Raw genomic sequence first — 17462 nt, forward strand, 5'->3', positions numbered from 1 at the left:
CTTGTGATATAAATAAACATTATTTGGGAGGTATGTATTATGAAATTATTTGAAGTGAATTCTATTGGGAAGGTTAAAGTTGGAGAAGAGGGTACATTTATAAAACTTGACAAACAGTATGTTGAAGGGCTGAAAGCCTTAGAGGGATTTAGCCATATTGATGTTATATGGTGGTTTAGTGATTTTGATAATAAAGAAGCAAGGGACACAATTGAAACACAAAAACCTTATAAAAAATCACCAGATATTATGGGAGTATTCTCAACTAGATCCCCACTTAGACCTAATCCAATTGCATTAACTGTTGTTAGTATTTTAAGTATTGATTATGATAAAGGAGTTATTAGAATTCCATATATTGATGCCTATGATGAAACTCAAGTTATAGATATAAAACCTTATACTCCAAGCCTTGATAGAGTAGAATCTCCAGAAGTACCAGATTGGTGCTCACACTGGCCAAAGAGTTTAGAAGAATCAGCATACTTTAACTGGGAAGATGAGTTTAATTTTAAATAGAAATAATATGTTAAGGGTTCAACCAAAAGGTTGAACCTTTAATTATGTTTTGGTATGAAGGTAAATAGGTGACAATATATGTAACAATATAGATTATTTGGGGTAAATGTGATAAAATTAGTCGAACAAACTAATATAGAAATGAGGGGTATAATGGGGAGTAAAAAGATTGAAATTTCTATATGTGATGATGAATCTATAATTCAAAATGCCGTTAAAAAATTATGTGAAAAGTATTTAGATGAACACGATATGGATTATAGAATAGAGTTGTTTGATAATGGGACAAGTCTTATAAAGTATGAGGGAGATATAAATATATTATTTTTAGATGTTGAAATGCCTGGAATAAATGGATTCCAGGTAGCAAAAGAGCTAAATAACAAACATGATAATATATTTATTATTTTTATAACTAGCCATTCAAACATGATTAAGGAAGCCTTTAAGGTTAAGGCTTTTAGATACCTTTACAAGCCTTTAGATCATGAAGAATTTTTTGAGGCAATAGAGGAGGCCATAAAAGAATTTACTGAATCACATAGCATTATCATAAAACAGAGAGAAGAGAGTATTTTAATAGAGAAAAAAGATATTCTTTATATAGAGTCATTGGGGGAGGGTTCAGCTATACATACTAGAGAAAACAATTACGTAACTACCAATTCTTTAAAAAAATGGAAAGAAGAGTTGGGTAATAGACATTTCTTTCAATGTCATAAATCCTTTATAGTTAATTTTCAGAATGTAATAAAAATAGAGAGTGGACATTTTCTATTAAAAAATAACAAAGAGACACCTGTATCTATTAGGAATAGAAAGGTAGCTAAAGATAGGTTTATTGAATATATTAGTCAAAATGCTAGATATGTTTAGGGAGATACTACATGGGTAATTTTTATTGGATTATTTTGTACATATTAGATTTTATAAAATTGTATTTGATTATAGTTAAAATAATGGGTTATGAACATAAGAAAAATAGTAAAATATTTATTGGTGGATTGATAGGGACCATATTGGCAGTAACCCTTGCTAAATATTGCGGCTTAGATACATGGATAACTTATATAGTTGGAACAATTGATATGATTACAATGACAGTATACTTAAAAAACTATAAAAATGTTTTTTTAGTGATTCTAATATTTCAAATAATAGCTGTTATTGATGCATTATTTGGAGGTATATATGCGCTATTAGGAGGATATAATATTAAAATCATTTTAGACAGTTATATTTTTAGTTTTTTTGCTAATTTACCAAGTCTTATTTTTTATTTGGTATTATACGGAGGGGTAAAGATAATTAAAATAGAAAGATTAGTTATTAGCAAAAAATTTATAGGAATTTTATTGCTTGGAGTTATAGGAGTAGGGCTATATTTATTACCAGTGCAAGCATTAGGGTTAATGCATAAAAATGATACGATGAAAACGTTCACTATAATAGGGATAAGTCTAAGTGGAATAGCTTTTATAGCTATATGCGTATACTTAATAATATTAGATAAAAATAATAAATATTATAAAGAGTCTCTAATTATAAATGAGAAGTTGTTGGAGCAACAAAAAGATTATTACTCTATGTTAATTGAAAAAGATAAAGATACAAAGAGATTTAGACATGACATAACAAATCATTTTTATTGTATGAAGATATTGTTTGAAGATAAAAAGTACGACGAGCTTTATTCTTATATAAAGGATATTCAGGGAACTATCGATAAGTTAGGTAGTAGCTTGCAGACTGGTAATGATATAGTTAATATTGTAGTAGGTGATGTGCTAGGTAACAAAATCAACAATGATATAAAGCTAAAGTGGAGAGGAAAACTTCCAGATAAATTAAAAGTATCCAATATGGATTTGTGTATTATTTTCTCTAATATCATTAAAAATTCAGTAGAAGCAGTAGAAAAAATATCAGAGAATATAGAGAAAAAAATAGAAGTTGAGATAAAACAATTAGAAAACAATATTATAATTAAAGTAAAAAATCCTATTAGTGAAAAAGTTAATATAATTGATGACAAATTAAAAACTTCTAAATTAGATAAAAACAATCATGGGTTTGGTAGTTTAAATATTAAAGAAGCAGTAAAAAAATATGGAGGGAATATTAAATATAACATTTCGAAGGAAAGCTTTTTAGTTGAAATTATATTTAGTGATATAATTATGAATTAACGTTCATCTATATTTATTTAACGTTCATCAGAATAGTTGAAAAACAATCTAAAGTGTATGGTATAAATTACGCTATAGATTGTTTTTTTATTTTGTTGGATAGAAGGTGAAAGAATGTTATTGAGCGCAGAATGGCTTTGGAAATTGTTGGGATGGAAGTAACGGTAATTATAAAAATATAAATCAATAACAAGGGTGGGAAATAAGTGAGCTATAAAAAGTATTTGGTTAAACAACATGATATGACAGACTGTGCAGCAGCCTGCCTTGCAACTATAAGTATGTATTATAAAAAAGAAATAACAATAACAAAACTTAGAGATATTTTAGGGACAGATATCAAAGGAACCACCCTAAAAGGTTTAGAGGATGGAGCTAAAAGACTTGGGTTTGATACTAAAGCTATAAGGGTGGACAAGGATAGCTTTCAAAGTAAATATACTCTTCCAGCTATAGCACATATTATTACGGATGAAGGTCTTAGCCATTTTGTAGTTGTACATAAAGTTAAAAAGGATAAGGTTACTATTTTAGATCCAGCTAAGGGAGTAAAAAAGGAAACTGTAGATGAGTTTTTTAAAAGCTTTGATGGAATTCTTCTTTTACTTATTCCTAACAATGAGTTTTCAGCAGGTAAGGATAAAGCTTCAGGAATACTTTCAAAGTTTATAGCTATTTTATTACCTCAAAAAGCATTATTTATTTATAGTATTATAGCCTCAGCTATATTAACTATTTTAGGAATAGCGTCATCATTTTTTAACAAGTTCCTTATGGATGAGATTCTGCCCTATGGGCTAAAAAATCAACTTACAGTTTTTGTAATAGGATTTTTAGTATTAGGAATAACCCAGATTGGATTATCAGCTATAAGACAACATATGCTTTTATATTTGTCACAAAAGATAGATATACCTTTACTTTTAGGATATTTTAAACATGTATATAAGTTACCAATAAAGTTTTTCACTACAAGAAAGGTAGGAGACATATTAACAAGATTTAGTGATGCTTTTACTATAAAAAATATATTGACATCTGTATCATTATCTTTAATTATGGATATCGTTTTAGCATCAGTATCAGCAGTGATTTTATACATAATGAACTCAACACTTTTTGTAGTAGTTTTAATATTAACAATTATAAGTGCAGTTTTAATATATGCCTTTAAAGGGCCCTACAAGAAAATTAACATACAGCAAATGGAAGCAGGAGCAAGGCTTAACAGCCAGATTATAGAAAGTTTAAAAGGGATAGAAACAATAAAGGTTCTAGCAGCAGAAGAAAAAAGCTTAGAAACCTTAGAGAAACAGTATATTAAGACTTTAAAGATTGCTTTCAAGGAAGGTGTTTTATCTAATATACAAGGTTCCATATCCTCTGGCGTTTCAACCATAGGTAATCTTGTGCTTATGTATTTAGGAGCAACTATGGTTATAGATGGAAAGATATCCTTAGGAGGATTAATGGCATTTACATCTCTATCAGGATATTTTATGAGTCCAATAGGAAGGATAATAAGCCTACAACTTAGTATTCAAGAAGCAAGTATATCAATGAAAAGAATATCTGAAGTCTATGAAGTAGATAAGGAACAAGAAACAGCAAATAAGATAGATATTGAAACAATAGATGAGGATATAGAACTTGAAAATATAACTTTTAGATATGGAAGCAGAGCTCAAGTACTTAAGAATATAAATATAAAAATACCTAAAGGTAAAAAAGTTGCTTTAGTAGGGGAATCAGGAAGTGGAAAAACCACAGTGTCTAAACTTTTGCTTAAGTATTATACCCCAGAAGAAGGAAAGATTAAGGTTTCTGGGTATGATATTGAAGAACTTGATTTGTATGCCTTAAGAAAAGCTATAGCTTATGTACCTCAGAATGTAGAATTATTCTCTGGAAGTATTAGAGAAAATATAATTTTAGGAAAAGAAAATGTAAGCTATGAAGAAATTAAAACAGCCTGTGATAATGCTAGCTGCAGTTCCTTTATAGAAAGACTTCCAGCAAAGTATGATACTTTTTTAGACGAAGCTGGTGGAGGATTATCTGGAGGAGAAAAGCAGAGATTAGCTTTAGCGAGAGCTTTAGTTAAAAAGAGTAAATTCTTAATCTTAGATGAAGCAACTAGTAATTTAGACTTTATAAGTGAAGCTAAAATATATGACACCTTATTTAATAAAGGCAAAAATCTAACCATGTTAATTATAGCTCATAGACTTTCAACCATTAGAAGCTGCGATATAATCTATGTTTTAGATAAAGGGGAAGTAGTAGAAGTAGGAAGTCATGAGGAGTTATTAAATAAAAAAGGGTACTACTATAAGCTTTATATAAGTCAGGTAGGAGAAATAGAACCTAAAACCATTGAAGAAAATAAAGAAGAGGGTACTTTAATGGAAAATAAAGATGTGGGTTTAGAAGAGGGGGAAGAGTATGAATATAACTGAGAAAATAGTAGTGAGAGAAAATAAAACTTTAAAGTTAAATAATGTATTAGTTAGAGAAGTAAGTGAAAGTGAAATTATGAATATAGATAAAGTAGCCTATATGATGGATAGCTACATAAAATCAAAGGGAAACTCAACTCTAGGACCTATGATAAATTACACAACAGCAGAAGCAGACGAAAATGGACAGCTTAAGCTAATATTAAAACTAATGGTACAACTTAAAAGTCCTTTGCATAATGTTGAAACACCTTATGAACTTAAAAATCAACTAAGGGTTACAAACTGTTTGTTTGCAAGATTTACAGAAAAAGAAGAACATCTCCAGTTTGCATATTCAAAACTTCAGCTTCATGCCTTTGAAAAAGAGATAAAGCTAAAAGGTGACAGTTATACAGTTTTTGTGGATAAGAAGGAAGACGGAAGTATGGTTGCGGACATCTTCATGGAAATACAAAAGGGAGGACAGGAACTTGAAAGTCTATAATATAAATGAAATAACAGATAGTAAGTTACTGTATGATAAGAAACCTCCTAGATTTATGATATATATAATTTTTATAGTGGTAGCCTTACTTACAGCCTTTATAGTATGGTCAACTAAATCAGTAAAGACTTATGTGGTAAAAGGGCAGGGCCGTATAACTACTAATGATAAGTTTAACATAATGAGTAAAGTATCTGGAGAAATAAAAGAAGTGCATATAGAAGAAGGAAAAGAAGTTAAAGAAGGAGATGTACTTTTAGTAATGAATTCTCCAGATGCAAAATATCAGATTGAGCAGGCAACAGGGCAGATAGATTTATTAAACAAAAGGATAGAGCTTCTTAAAAGAGCTGAAAAAGATGCTACTAATCTATCTAACAATTTTAGTAAAAATAATTCTGAGGAATTAGAGTTTTATAATAGATTGCAAAATAATTATGCTAAAAGAAAAGACTATGAAGTCAATGAAGAAAGATTAAGGAAGCAAGGCTATGAAGAGGATCAAATAAAACAGTATAAAGATCAAGCTAAAATAAAGCTAAATCAGCTTTATTATGAAACTATATTAAGTTTCACAACAGAGAAGCAGCAATTAGAATTAGAAAAAAGTAAGTTGGAATCACAGAAAGCCTCTATAGATAATTCAACTAATGAGTATAAGTTACTTTCTCCTATAACAGGGAAGGTACATTTAAATACGTCCTTTAATAGAGGAATGGTTCTACAAGGAGGAAATCTTTTAGGAACTATAACAAATGAAGAAAGTGAAAAAATAGTAGAAACTTTAATACCAGGAACAGACAGACCAAGAGTAAAGGTAGGAGATGAAGTATCCATGTCAGTAGGAGGACTAAATCAAGCAGAATACGGAACCGTAAAAGGAGAAGTAATAAGCATAGATGAGGACGCCACCATAGATAATGAACAAGGAAATATATACTTTAAACTTAAAGTTAAACCAGAAAAAACCTATCTAGAAGATAAAAAAGGACAGGAAGTTAACCTAACATTAGGGATGGTAACAGAAACAAGAGTTAAATATGAAAAAATAACCTATATGAAATACTTTATGGAGCAGATAGGAATTAAATTAAGTTAGTCATTAGAAGTCAATATAGTTAAATATAGTTAGCTCGAGATAACTAGAAAGATTATAGAAACTTTTAATATAAATAAACACAAAATTATGATAAAATGGAAGGACGAGAAAATGAGCGCATTTGTTTTAAACAGAAATTATGAATTACAATTACCAAGCAGCTTTGTGGATGTTGACAGAGAGGAAATGGAGTATGTTGATGGGGGAATAACTAACTTAGAACAGTTAGCGGATCTTTTGCGTGTTACACCAAGTACATCGTATTGGTGGGGAAGAGCATGGGATTTATCAGGAGACATACGTACGAAGATAGGAAATAAATTTGGAGATGTATCTCGTGACATAAGTGTGGGTACTTTATTGGTGGCTTCAGCAGCAACAGCCTTAGCTGGATTAGGATTATATTTTAATGTTTTGGGTGGACTGACTAGTTATGCATTAGGTAATATTGGTGCAAAGTTAAGAGATGCTACTGGGGGCGCAACGTTAAGTTTTAATGCATCTGCATTTCATGTTAATCCATGGTGATGATAAAAGATATAAATGAATTAAGAGAGAATTTAAATTTTTAGTAGTATATAGAAGCTCAGAATAATGAGTGTATACAGCATATAAAATAATATGCTGTATACAAATTTTTTATGTTGATTCCGTAGTGCAGTTCAAAAGTTTATATAAAGATAAATAAAGTAAAGTCTAGTTAAATTAATAATGTTAATACGAAATTTGAACTACGCTGTAAATTGTTTAAGTAATTTAACATATGAGATATGTTTATTATATGTGTAAAAATTAGGAGCGGTAAATATATTAAAACGGGCGGTGTTAAATTTGATAAATAACCTTAAAAATAAAAATTTCGTATATGGTTCGGCTTTATTACTTATAATGTCATTTGTTTATAAGACGAGTAGCGAATTAGGCAGTAAATTAGATTTAAGCTCAGAAGGCTATATTATAGTATCAAGCATGCTAGATTTGCTTATTAAAATAATATTAGTAGCAATTATATCAATAGGAATAAAAGAATGGATAGAAAAAAGTTAGAATTTCAGAAATTGTCTAACTAATACAGATTTCAAATTTAATTGTATAAAAAATGAGTCTGTCAATATTTTTGTGTAAGCTTTAGAAAAATAAAGTTTAATTTAATAAGGTTGGAGAGTAAGTATAGGACTCCAACCTTATTCTACGTGCGCCCAGCATGGGAGCAGTCTAACGGGTAGCAAACTGAGTCCTAAAGGACTCAGTTAGGATATCCGAACACAGACATGCTATATGGGGAAGTAAATTATTCCGATAATAATTGAGAGATATTAATTGAAATTTTTAGTATATATTTAGAGCTTAAGCTTAATAACCACAGGGGTTGCCACAAAGCAACTCTTATTTTTATACGATTAAACATATATTATCTACGTTTATTGCAGAAATAACATAAGTGACAAGGTACATGGTAAAATAATTTCAGAAAGTATTGGTTTAGAAAATAGGATTTGACTTTTAAAGGAGTATCACTATGGAGAAGTTGAGCAGAGTATTGGATCTTTTTATTATTGTAATTAGTAGTATTGTAAATATACTATGCATGATTGCCATAACTAAAAATCCAGTATATGGACTAGCAAGTATTATGATACTATATTCTATATTTCATTTTATAAAGCAAAAATATTTAAAAATGAAATTTAAGATGGAGACATTTGCAATGGCACTTGTAATTCCATTATTAATACTAAGTGTTTTGATTGCAAAATATAGAGGGTAATGGTAGCTTTAATAATTCTTAACATATATTTAGAATTATTTTTATAGAAGTTACAGTAATTCCAATATAAAAATTATTCTTATCACTCACCTTTATTAAGTATCATTAGATTTCTCAAATGATTTCCAGGAATATATATAGATGTCTATATAACTATATATAGTGTTTAAGGGGCTTCAGGGATTTTATCAGTAAAAGTAATGGAAGTTTTACGATAATTATTTCTGTTTTTTATTTTTTTAACGATTAATCGAAAATTTAATACGTTAATTACATAAGTAACTGAAAATACAAATAACATGATAAAATATATTAAAGTTTGAAATAAGCCATGAGGTTGAGAAAAGATGGACACAGAGTATTTGGAGGAGCAGAATTTATCCAGCATAAAGGTTGGAATTGTGCTGATAAATTATTTAATTGCAGTTCTTGGGGGATATAAAAAGTTAGGTATATATTTGACCATTAAGCTAGAGGATAGTGGAGGAACTTATATTAATCCTTTAATACAGATCTTTTTATATTGTGTCATTATAGCTATTTCAGTATGGGGAATGTATCCCTTGATTAAAGAAGGTTTTTATAATTTTAAGAAAAAGCATTTTAAAGACGCGTATTCAATTTTATTAGTTGCAGGAATGGTAATAGGAATAATTTTCTTTATATTTTGGATATTAGATATAAAAATATCTTTAAACATGATGGAAAAATATGAAGCATATTGGAATTCAATTACCATAGTTATTATGATAGTGAAATTAATTTTTGTATGGATAAGTTGAGTATGAGCTCAGTAAGTAGAAAAGGAGAAAATATGAATAAGAAGATAAAGATATTAGCTATATTGAATATAATCAGTTACGTAGTAATGGGATTATTAACTTACATAAGGATTACTGATTTGGTTAGCTACTTAGATAATGGATTTAAATTTGTTTTAGGAAACATGCCTTTAATACTAATTGTATGTACATCATTTATACTTGTAACAGACACATTTAAAGAGTTTAAAATTATTAAGATGGAGGCTATAGTGGATTGGGTCGTAAGAATAGCAGCCTTTGGAATTACCTTGATAAATACGGACAAGCGTTATATAAAATTTCTAATATTAGTATCACTAGTAATTAATATTGTTATTGAATACAAAATGAATAAGAAATTAATGAACACTCATCAAGAGTTTGTTAAAGAGGAACTTGTTTTGAGTGATGAAGAGAAGAAAAATCTTAGGAATTTTACTTTAGCAATTAATTCAGGCATGTTTTCTATATTTGTATTTTCAGGTGGAGCATTGTCTTTACCTATTACTAAAAACATGGAAGGGACAACAAAGTTGAGTTTTGTACCTGTTATTATTTCGTTATTAGTATTTAGATGGTTTATAAAAATCGCTCACAAAAATTACGAGTCTTATTTTCTAGATAAAGAAGAAGGTAAAAGAATCTTTAAAAGAGATATTATATGTGCATCTATAGGATATCTAATATGTTTGATTCTCTCCTTTGTTCCTATGACTCAGGAGTTATATTCTCTAGTAACCTTTATTGGTATACTGTTTATGCTTCCTTATATAGAAACTATGCGAAGGAAATCTTTAAGATTAAGGGCTATAAGGGATAATTTAGATAGAGAAGTCTTTAATAGTTTACTATTGGGGGATGAAGAGAATTAATAAGATTACAAAAGGGTTCAGCAAAAAATGCTGAGCCCTAATATTTTATTCTAAGGTAATGTCAAATTCTTTGACATTTTTCTCTGTGAGTTTAGCAGAGTAGAAGGAAACTAAAGATCCATTTTTACTGGTAAATATATTTTGTCTCAATATTTCTGTAACCAACTCTGTTATTTCCTCCTTAGTTACATCGCTTCTAACATCTGCAATTGTTATATTGGTTTTAGCCCCACTTTCAGTTATAAAAGAAAGGCTAAGAGAATAATCCATATTTTCACCACCTTTGCTAAAAGATTTTTCCGGCTATTCACTCTTTGATAATACTGACAGTTCGTCTAATAGATACTCATTTGTTTCTGGAGCTAAAATCTTAGAAATAGCATTAGCTACTGCATATATGCTTTCATCAGTAGCATCGAGCTTTATATTAGAAAAAGTCTTTTTTCTAAAAGTGGTCTTACCGTTTTTATCTACTCCGGACTCCATCTCTACAATTAGGGATTTTGTCCGCAAGTTTTTAATGACAGCCATGTGATTTTCCTCCTAAATTTATTATAGGTAGACACGCTCCGTCTAAGAGCTTTTTGCTTACACCTATGTTATTTAGGATATACAAAACAATCAAGAATTGTGATGATATTTGTTGAAAAAATGGTTGTTTGTTCTTGCATACCGAGCAATAATCTAAAAGTTAAAATAAATATTTAAATATATAAATAAGTATTTAAATGTGCAAATAAGCAAATAAACAATTAAACAGGTAAACAATTAAACAGGTAATCAATTAAACATTTGAGTAGATGTGCATTTATGAAGAAACAAATTCATATAATTATGAATAAGATAAAATTATGAGGTTTTTATATGAGTAAAATAGAAGAAAATGAAGAGATAACAGGGAGAAAGAAGGAAGAATATCCTAAGGGTGCAATTTGGACAGATGGAGATGTATTAGATGAGGTTGTAATTAAGGAATTTGATATTGCAGAAGATTTAAAGGAAAGAAATGTTAGTGTTTATTCAGATGATGAAGTAGAAGGTCAGAAGATAGTAGATACCTTTACCTACAGCGAAGTCTTTAAAAAAGAAGAAGATTTTTCTATAAGAAAGACATTTACTATGAGAAAATCAACAGCTAGACTGCTTGTTAGATTAAAACTTGTACATCCGAATGTAAATATAAGAACAAATACGATAATAGACCGGGCGATAAGATATTATTATAAACATATTATTGAAGATGGAGCCTCACAAGAGGAGGAAATATAAAAATGATTATTTGGAGGATTAGTATATATGAAAAAAATAAGCGAAGAGAAGATAACTAAAACTTATAAGATAAAAATTTCTACAGCAAGAATTCTTAATGAGATTAAATTAATGCATCCCAATGTTAGTGTAAGTGCTAGTGAAATAGTAGATAACGCTATAAGACATTATTATGAAGCAACAAAAGAAAGTGGTGGATTTAAAGAATAGCAAGTGAGTTCCCTTAAGACTCACTTGCTATTATCTTTCTTTTTACTAAAGGTATAAACAAAAAGTATGATAAGTATTATAGCACAAGCTATAACAACTGGATCTACCATTTTGTGTATTGGTTTTTCCTCCAGCTCAACTTTTGACAGGTAGGAGTATTTATCCTGATTAATTATAGATGCTTTTATAGAATCTGTTTTGTTGCCTGGATTATATCTTTCAGCAAATACTAAAAGACGATCATTTGCAAGAGTACCATGATAACAGGTAAGAAGAGTTATCATATCCTTGCCTTCAATTATTGAAAGATATTCCTCTTGATCAGGCATTATTAGCTTATTTCCTGTAACTTTATAATAAAGAGTTTCTATTTTATTTGTAATTGTGATCTCATCTCCAGGTTCAAGTTCGGGTAAATCAGTGAAGAGCTTTTTTACTTGTCCAGTGTGACCTGCTATAACAGAGTTAGTATTCTCCCCACCAACTGGTATACTAGTCCCTTTTATTACAGCTACTCCATTACTTAAATGTTCCTCAGTGACATCTAAATAAATGGGAAGGGTTTGGTGAATTTTATCTATATTAATGTAAGCAAAGATTGTATCATCATTATTTTCTAAATAAGGCTCTGCTTTAGGAGCATCTTTCAAATCTTCATTTTTAGAGGTTTGGTTATTTAAAGAATACTCCATATAAGTATTGCTAACGGCCGTATAATTATAATAGAGATTTGATAAGGTTGGGTATAGAAATACAATCATACCCAATATAAATATGAAGATATATCTCTTTTTCCCTAAGAGTTTATTAAATTTCATTTTAATCAAACCCCTCTTTTTCTTGATTAATATCTTCGGTGAAAACTATCTTTTCCTTCAAACCTTTTCTCTTTTTAATATATTTAGATGATGTATAGATTACTATAATGATAACTAAAGTAATAGATGCAAAGAGTATTTTGTTATTTTTGTTTGTAGTATTACTAACTTCTATTTCTGTATTGAGGACTTCTTCCCTATATTCTATACGATGGCCCCTAACTAAAAGTCTATGAGAATTAATCATGTAGGGGGTACAAGTTAAGAGTGTACAGTAGTCTTCATTAGGAGTTATTACTAAGTCATTAAAGTCTGTTGGCTCTACTACCTTAATTTGATCTACTTCATAAGCTATAGTACCTCCTATATTTTTGATATAAAAATTATCTCCAACCACTAGTTTGTCTAATTCAGTAAAGAACTTAGCAGTAGGCAATCCCCTATGACCAGTTAAAACAGTATGAGTATTTTTACCACCAACAGGTAGAGAAGTTCCTTCTAAGTGTCCTATTCCGTTCTGAAGAACAACTTCAGATGTTCCTGCATAAATGGGGTCGTTTATAGATATTTTAGGAATAATAATATATCCTATCTGCTCATTGACTTTAAGCATTTTAGCGTATTCTTCTACTCCAGCACTTAATTTTTCTTGAGTATAAGGGTCTTCTAATGAGTTAATATTATTTGCTCCAAATAGGTATTCATTATAGGAGTAGGCTAGATTTAGTTTTTTACTGATTTCAGTATCTTCAATTTGATTAACTTCTTCATCAAAATTCTGAACAACCCTTTTAGCAGCGTTTTTATATATTAAATTACTTATAATAGGAAAGGAAAAAATCCCTAGACCTAGAATAAAGACTATTGAAATAATTATAGTTTTGAACACACCGTTTTTTTTGTAATCATTAATGGTACTGAAATTTTTATCTTTCTTATCCATAATTTTATCTACTCCTTTAACGAAAGATAGGACATAATTTGATATGGTTAAGCTAAGTTTTATGTATTTTTTAAGGAATAAAAGGGCGAGATTATTCTCACCCTTTACACTGTTTAGGTAAAATTAATTTTCAAGTTTCTTTTTTCTCTTTAAAGCTACTACAGCACTTCCCATTATTAGTAAACCTGCTGCTAAGAAAATAATTGATCCAATACCGCCTGTTTGAGGTATATTAGGTTGTTTTGCATTTTTAACTTGTAGAGTATTTGGAGCTTTAAATCCGTCCTTTGTTATTATAAAATTAACAGGTGAATTAAGTTTGATATATTCAGTTGGAGGAGTTGTTTCTACTAGTTTATATTTTCCATCAAAACCAACAGTATTTGCTCTTAGTCCCTTAATTTCAAATTTACCATCGCTTCCAGACTTTAGTACTATTGGCTGCCCTTGAGCAACTGTACCACCAAATTTTTCGGATCCTATGGCAGTATTTAATTGAATTAGTTCAGTTGTCCAAGTAACCTTTGTATTTGTATTGTCGTCGAAGTATAAATCGAATGTTGCCCCTTGAAGGTATTGAATCAGTGGATCATTTGTGTTATATTCGTTTGTTTTTATAAATGTTTTACCACCTATATACACGTAAACATCATTAGATGGTTTAGTTTTTTCCTCTCCAGTAGCTGTGTTTCTATATTTAATATCAAAGTTATTAATTATCTCATCATTTTTTTCGTTAGTTGTAGTATACAGTACTTTTGCAGTCTCATTAATTTTTGCATTAAATTTTACAATAAGTTGAGAACTTAAGTTATTTGCCATTTTAATTAGTCCAGCTTGTGTAAATCTAATTATAAGAGTACCCCCTCCATTTGTTGAAGGTTCTGTAATGTAATAATCTATATTATTATTGTTAAAATTAAAGGTTCCAGAGTTACCAGTCATAGTGGTACCTCCTAAGTTGACCTGAACATTGCCAACATAATCTAAAGTAGTCTCTAAATTATCAACAAAGTTAAATTGAGTATATTTAGCAATAGTTTTAGGAATTGTAGTTGTAAGAAGGTATTGTACGTTATCCCCAACCTTTGCAGACTCTTCTATTTGGCCTAAGTTAGTAACACTTTTAGATGGACTAGGTTCTTGTGTTATGTTTTTTGGATAAACGTGCATAGAAGTAAGATATTTTATGGTTCCATCACTGTTATAAACAACATTACCACTTGCATTTGTTTCTGGTGTTGGTAAATTTAAAACAAAGGGAACTGCCATGGAATCTATTACTGAAGCATTACTTTCAGATTCATAAAATATATATCTTCCATTTTCAAGATTAGTTCTCCAACCACGAGTAGTTGTGTAAAAACTACCTTTATTTATTACACCGCTTTTGTTTTTTAATACGCTTTCAGAAACAGCTACTAGATCACTATCTGACATTTTTGCATAGCTTGAATTTCCATCTACTCTATAATAGTTAAAAAGTATGCCTCCTAGCTCTTCAGAATCTTTTCCAAACCAATTTTGTATATTATTAATTGCTTGGGCATTTGGATTACTTTTAGGAAAGCCCTCTAGAGTGGTCATTTTAATTTTATGAACTGTAACCTCTGTTGTTGATGGTGGCAAACAATTAGCTGATACTTCTGTTGCACTTGCTGGTAATTTTATAAATGAGATCAGCATGAGTAATGGTAATAGAAAACTTAAAATTTTTTTTGATAATGACATTATTTTTCCCCCTTATTCTAATGAAAATTATGTATTATTTCCATATACTTTAATTAGTGCTATTTTTTTATTCTCTTTTGGTACCAATTAAAATTATTCTGGTTAAGTTTTATACACGTAATAAAGTTATTCACCATAAAGTAAACTTATGATAGGAAATTTTCTTTAATATAATTTTTTTTTATGTTAATTTACATAATTAGATTATTGTGTATAAAAAAACAAAAAAATAAGTGACAGTTATTGAGGTATTAGAACGAACTATAGATAGGAGCTTCAATTTTGAAACTATTATGGAGGAGATATGGTAAATGAGATAAATGAAATGGAAATTATAGAGGGAATTTTAAAAGGGGATAAAGAGAGACTAGATGAACTTATAAGCTTATATGGAAAGTTAGTTTATTATGTAGCTAATAGTATACTTACTGAGTCACATGAGAAAAGATATTTAGATGAGTGTTATGATGATGTTTTTATATCTCTATGGTTTAACATGGATTGTTATGATGATGAGAAAGGTAGCCTAAAATCTTGGATTGTTTCTATAGCTAAATATAAAGCAATAGATATTAAGAGAAAGATATCAAATCATAATAAGACTTTTGAATATAAAGATGAAATCACTCATATTGAAAATGATTTGTCTTTTGAGAATATAGAAAATAATGAATTAATAGAGGATCTTTTAAATACTTTAGATGATATGGATAGAGAAATATTCTTGAAACGATATTTAAAAGGATTTTCTATAGAAGAAATTGCTCAAGAGTTAGGATATTCTAAAGACTATATTTATACACGGATATCTAGAGCCAGAAAGAAAATGAAAAAGATAGCAGGTGATATAAATGGATAGTAGGGAGATTTTAAAGGAACTAAATTCAATTGATTATAGTGAAGAGGAGTTAAAAGATTTAGAACATGAGGCAATGAAGGAGAAAAATAGAGTTTCTGTAGAATTGTATAAAATAAAAAATGATGTAATTTTAAGAAAGGTTACATTACTAGAGTTAGAGAAGAAGGTAAAAGCGCAACTTTCTAGTGATGAAGAAATAAAATATAAAATTATAGTGCTACAGAGTTATTTAGAAAAAGGTGTTCACTTTAAAATGGCAGTTGATTTTGGAGCTGCCCCTATAATATATTTGGGCTTATTTGTAACTAATAAAAGGGTGTTTATATTTAAACTGAGTCATTATTATAAGTTAATGGAAGGTGATTATGTTGGGGTCATAGAGGATTTGGAGAGCTTTACTGATCTTTGGAAACAGTGTAACACCATAGGTTTAAAGTTCAATGAGTATGATGAGTTTATGTTTAGACCTATAGGGAAATACAATACAAAGATGTTTTTAGAGATAATAAGATATTTACGAAGTATAAGTAATTCAGAATTTAAAGATTATAAAAAACCTAAATTAGGTGTATTTGGATGGCTTTTAGTTATTATTTTTGCTATAACCTTTTTTAGCGTAGCAGTTACTGTTATAAAGGAGGCATTAAATAAAATTCCTTGATTAACAGATTTTGGTCAAGAAATATATTGTAATAATTAAGAATGTGGTTTATTATATAATTATAAGAGGTAATTAAAAACTCATGCTTGGAGGTATTGATTTATGATAGGTTATGGTTCAATGAGGGTTGTGTATCTAGATAATAAAACTAATGAAAATATAAAGAATTTATGTATCTCTCATGGAGAGAAAAATATTCAAAATCACGAGATAAAGGAACTTAAAGCTAAACCAGATAATGCTTCTTTTACAAGAAAGCCTATTCAATTGATTTTTACTCATATTGCGGAGTCCAATCCATTAAAGCTATATTATTATGATAAAAACAATGTTAAGCATGAACATATTATTATGGAGAAAATAACTAATCAATTTTCTGATAATATAGGTATAGAGATATTAGACATTAAGGAAAATGGTGAGTTAGACCTTAAAATAGAAGAACATTTTAAAGGATAGATTAGATAATATTTTTAAAAAGCAGAGTACGATAAGTTTTGGTCGTACTCTGTTTTTTTCTTTTAAATACTTATAACAATTATAGTGAGCGTTTAATATATTTAAACACTTAATATATTTGTTAAACACTAAGCAAATATACTGGCTAAAAAAGCCAGTATAGCCAGTATTAGTGTTTTGGCATGTGTATTGCGAGAGTTAAATATATAAAATAAAACAATATGAATATTTTGTTTCATTTATTCTATCATGTTTCCAATTAAATTACAAATTATTTCATTTTTTAGCACTTATTATGTGTAAAAATAATGATAAA

General features: G+C 29.0%; 21 protein-coding genes. 16 read left to right on the forward strand and 5 right to left on the reverse strand.

All coding sequences use genetic code 11. From position 1 onward, the window contains the following. Positions 1-39 precede the first annotated feature (39 nt). The 11 genes from tsaA to BUA92_RS13890 all read left to right on the forward strand — a co-directional run bounded on the left by tsaA (position 40) and on the right by BUA92_RS13890 (position 10196). Complete coding sequence (gene tsaA / locus BUA92_RS13840) at positions 40-519, forward strand: tRNA (N6-threonylcarbamoyladenosine(37)-N6)-methyltransferase TrmO (protein ID WP_073020385.1); 480 nt, start codon at positions 40-42, stop codon at positions 517-519. A 153-nt stretch (positions 520-672) separates the two neighbouring features. Then, positions 673-1395, forward strand: a complete 723-nt coding sequence (locus BUA92_RS13845; RefSeq protein ID WP_073020387.1) for a LytR/AlgR family response regulator transcription factor — start codon at positions 673-675, stop codon at positions 1393-1395. A gap of 11 nt (positions 1396-1406) precedes the next feature. Further along, complete coding sequence (locus BUA92_RS13850) at positions 1407-2708, forward strand: sensor histidine kinase (protein ID WP_073020389.1); 1302 nt, start codon at positions 1407-1409, stop codon at positions 2706-2708. Between the two features lie 206 nt (positions 2709-2914). Then, the gene (locus BUA92_RS13855) at positions 2915-5167 is read left to right on the forward strand and encodes a peptidase domain-containing ABC transporter (RefSeq protein WP_073020391.1); all 2253 of its coding nucleotides are present in this window, start codon (positions 2915-2917) and stop codon (positions 5165-5167) included. Then, positions 5154-5654, forward strand: a complete 501-nt coding sequence (locus tag BUA92_RS13860; RefSeq protein ID WP_073020393.1) for a hypothetical protein — start codon at positions 5154-5156, stop codon at positions 5652-5654. Before BUA92_RS13855 ends, BUA92_RS13860 begins: the two co-directional genes overlap by 14 nt. Next, positions 5641-6753, forward strand: a complete 1113-nt coding sequence (locus BUA92_RS13865) for an HlyD family secretion protein (RefSeq protein ID WP_073020396.1) — start codon at positions 5641-5643, stop codon at positions 6751-6753. Before BUA92_RS13860 ends, BUA92_RS13865 begins: the two co-directional genes overlap by 14 nt. Before the next feature lie 111 nt (positions 6754-6864). Beyond that, positions 6865-7281, forward strand: coding sequence for a hypothetical protein (locus BUA92_RS13870; protein WP_073020398.1), 417 nt, complete (start codon positions 6865-6867; stop codon positions 7279-7281). A gap of 294 nt (positions 7282-7575) precedes the next feature. Next, positions 7576-7800, forward strand: coding sequence for a hypothetical protein (locus BUA92_RS13875; protein WP_175550911.1), 225 nt, complete (start codon positions 7576-7578; stop codon positions 7798-7800). A 472-nt stretch (positions 7801-8272) separates the two neighbouring features. After that, positions 8273-8521: a hypothetical protein gene (locus BUA92_RS13880; RefSeq protein ID WP_073020403.1), complete on the forward strand. Its 249-nt coding sequence runs from the start codon at positions 8273-8275 to the stop codon at positions 8519-8521. Between the two features lie 347 nt (positions 8522-8868). Then, the gene (locus BUA92_RS13885) at positions 8869-9303 is read left to right on the forward strand and encodes a hypothetical protein (RefSeq protein ID WP_073020405.1); all 435 of its coding nucleotides are present in this window, start codon (positions 8869-8871) and stop codon (positions 9301-9303) included. Between the two features lie 32 nt (positions 9304-9335). Beyond that, the gene (locus BUA92_RS13890) at positions 9336-10196 is read left to right on the forward strand and encodes a hypothetical protein (protein ID WP_139259349.1); all 861 of its coding nucleotides are present in this window, start codon (positions 9336-9338) and stop codon (positions 10194-10196) included. Between the two features lie 45 nt (positions 10197-10241). On the opposite strand, the gene BUA92_RS13895 is transcribed toward BUA92_RS13890, so the two are convergent. Further along, on the reverse strand, positions 10242-10466 hold the full coding sequence (locus BUA92_RS13895; protein ID WP_021804352.1) for a DUF2922 domain-containing protein: 225 nt from the start codon (positions 10464-10466) through the stop codon (positions 10242-10244). A 33-nt stretch (positions 10467-10499) separates the two neighbouring features. Then, the gene (locus BUA92_RS13900) at positions 10500-10727 is read right to left on the reverse strand and encodes a DUF1659 domain-containing protein (RefSeq protein ID WP_021804353.1); all 228 of its coding nucleotides are present in this window, start codon (positions 10725-10727) and stop codon (positions 10500-10502) included. Positions 10728-11060: 333 nt separating this feature from the next. On the opposite strand from BUA92_RS13900, the gene BUA92_RS13905 reads away from it, so the two are divergent. Together BUA92_RS13905 and BUA92_RS13910 are read left to right on the forward strand one after the other, a co-directional pair. Next, positions 11061-11465 (forward strand): hypothetical protein, encoded by a 405-nt coding sequence (locus BUA92_RS13905; RefSeq protein ID WP_073020410.1) that lies wholly within the window; start codon positions 11061-11063, stop codon positions 11463-11465. A 27-nt stretch (positions 11466-11492) separates the two neighbouring features. Continuing rightward, positions 11493-11675 carry a hypothetical protein gene (locus BUA92_RS13910; protein ID WP_021804355.1) on the forward strand — a complete coding sequence of 61 codons (183 nt, stop codon included), beginning with the start codon at positions 11493-11495 and terminating at the stop codon, positions 11673-11675. Positions 11676-11695: 20 nt separating this feature from the next. Here BUA92_RS13910 and BUA92_RS13915 read toward each other — a convergent pair whose 3' ends face one another. From BUA92_RS13915 to BUA92_RS13925, 3 genes are all read right to left on the reverse strand, one after another. Next, complete coding sequence (locus BUA92_RS13915; protein WP_073020412.1) at positions 11696-12493, reverse strand: class C sortase; 798 nt, start codon at positions 12491-12493, stop codon at positions 11696-11698. Between the two features lies 1 nt (position 12494). After that, positions 12495-13436 (reverse strand): class C sortase, encoded by a 942-nt coding sequence (locus tag BUA92_RS13920; RefSeq protein ID WP_083553529.1) that lies wholly within the window; start codon positions 13434-13436, stop codon positions 12495-12497. A 123-nt stretch (positions 13437-13559) separates the two neighbouring features. Further along, the gene (locus BUA92_RS13925) at positions 13560-15167 is read right to left on the reverse strand and encodes a SpaH/EbpB family LPXTG-anchored major pilin (RefSeq protein WP_073020413.1); all 1608 of its coding nucleotides are present in this window, start codon (positions 15165-15167) and stop codon (positions 13560-13562) included. A 304-nt stretch (positions 15168-15471) separates the two neighbouring features. Between BUA92_RS13925 and BUA92_RS13930 the strand changes: the two genes are divergently transcribed. From BUA92_RS13930 to BUA92_RS13940, 3 genes are all read left to right on the forward strand, one after another. Next, a complete protein-coding gene (locus tag BUA92_RS13930) occupies positions 15472-16026 on the forward strand; it encodes a sigma-70 family RNA polymerase sigma factor (protein ID WP_073020414.1) in 555 nt (184 codons plus the stop codon). Then, positions 16019-16687: a hypothetical protein gene (locus BUA92_RS13935; protein ID WP_073020415.1), complete on the forward strand. Its 669-nt coding sequence runs from the start codon at positions 16019-16021 to the stop codon at positions 16685-16687. The genes BUA92_RS13930 and BUA92_RS13935 overlap by 8 nt, the downstream gene beginning before the upstream one ends. A 102-nt stretch (positions 16688-16789) precedes the next feature. Further along, on the forward strand, positions 16790-17146 hold the full coding sequence (locus tag BUA92_RS13940; RefSeq protein WP_073020416.1) for a hypothetical protein: 357 nt from the start codon (positions 16790-16792) through the stop codon (positions 17144-17146). Positions 17147-17462 lie beyond the last annotated feature (316 nt).

Origin of the sequence: Clostridium intestinale DSM 6191 (assembly GCF_900130055.1) — a bacterium.
Lineage (GTDB): Bacteria > Bacillota > Clostridia > Clostridiales > Clostridiaceae > Clostridium_T > Clostridium_T intestinale.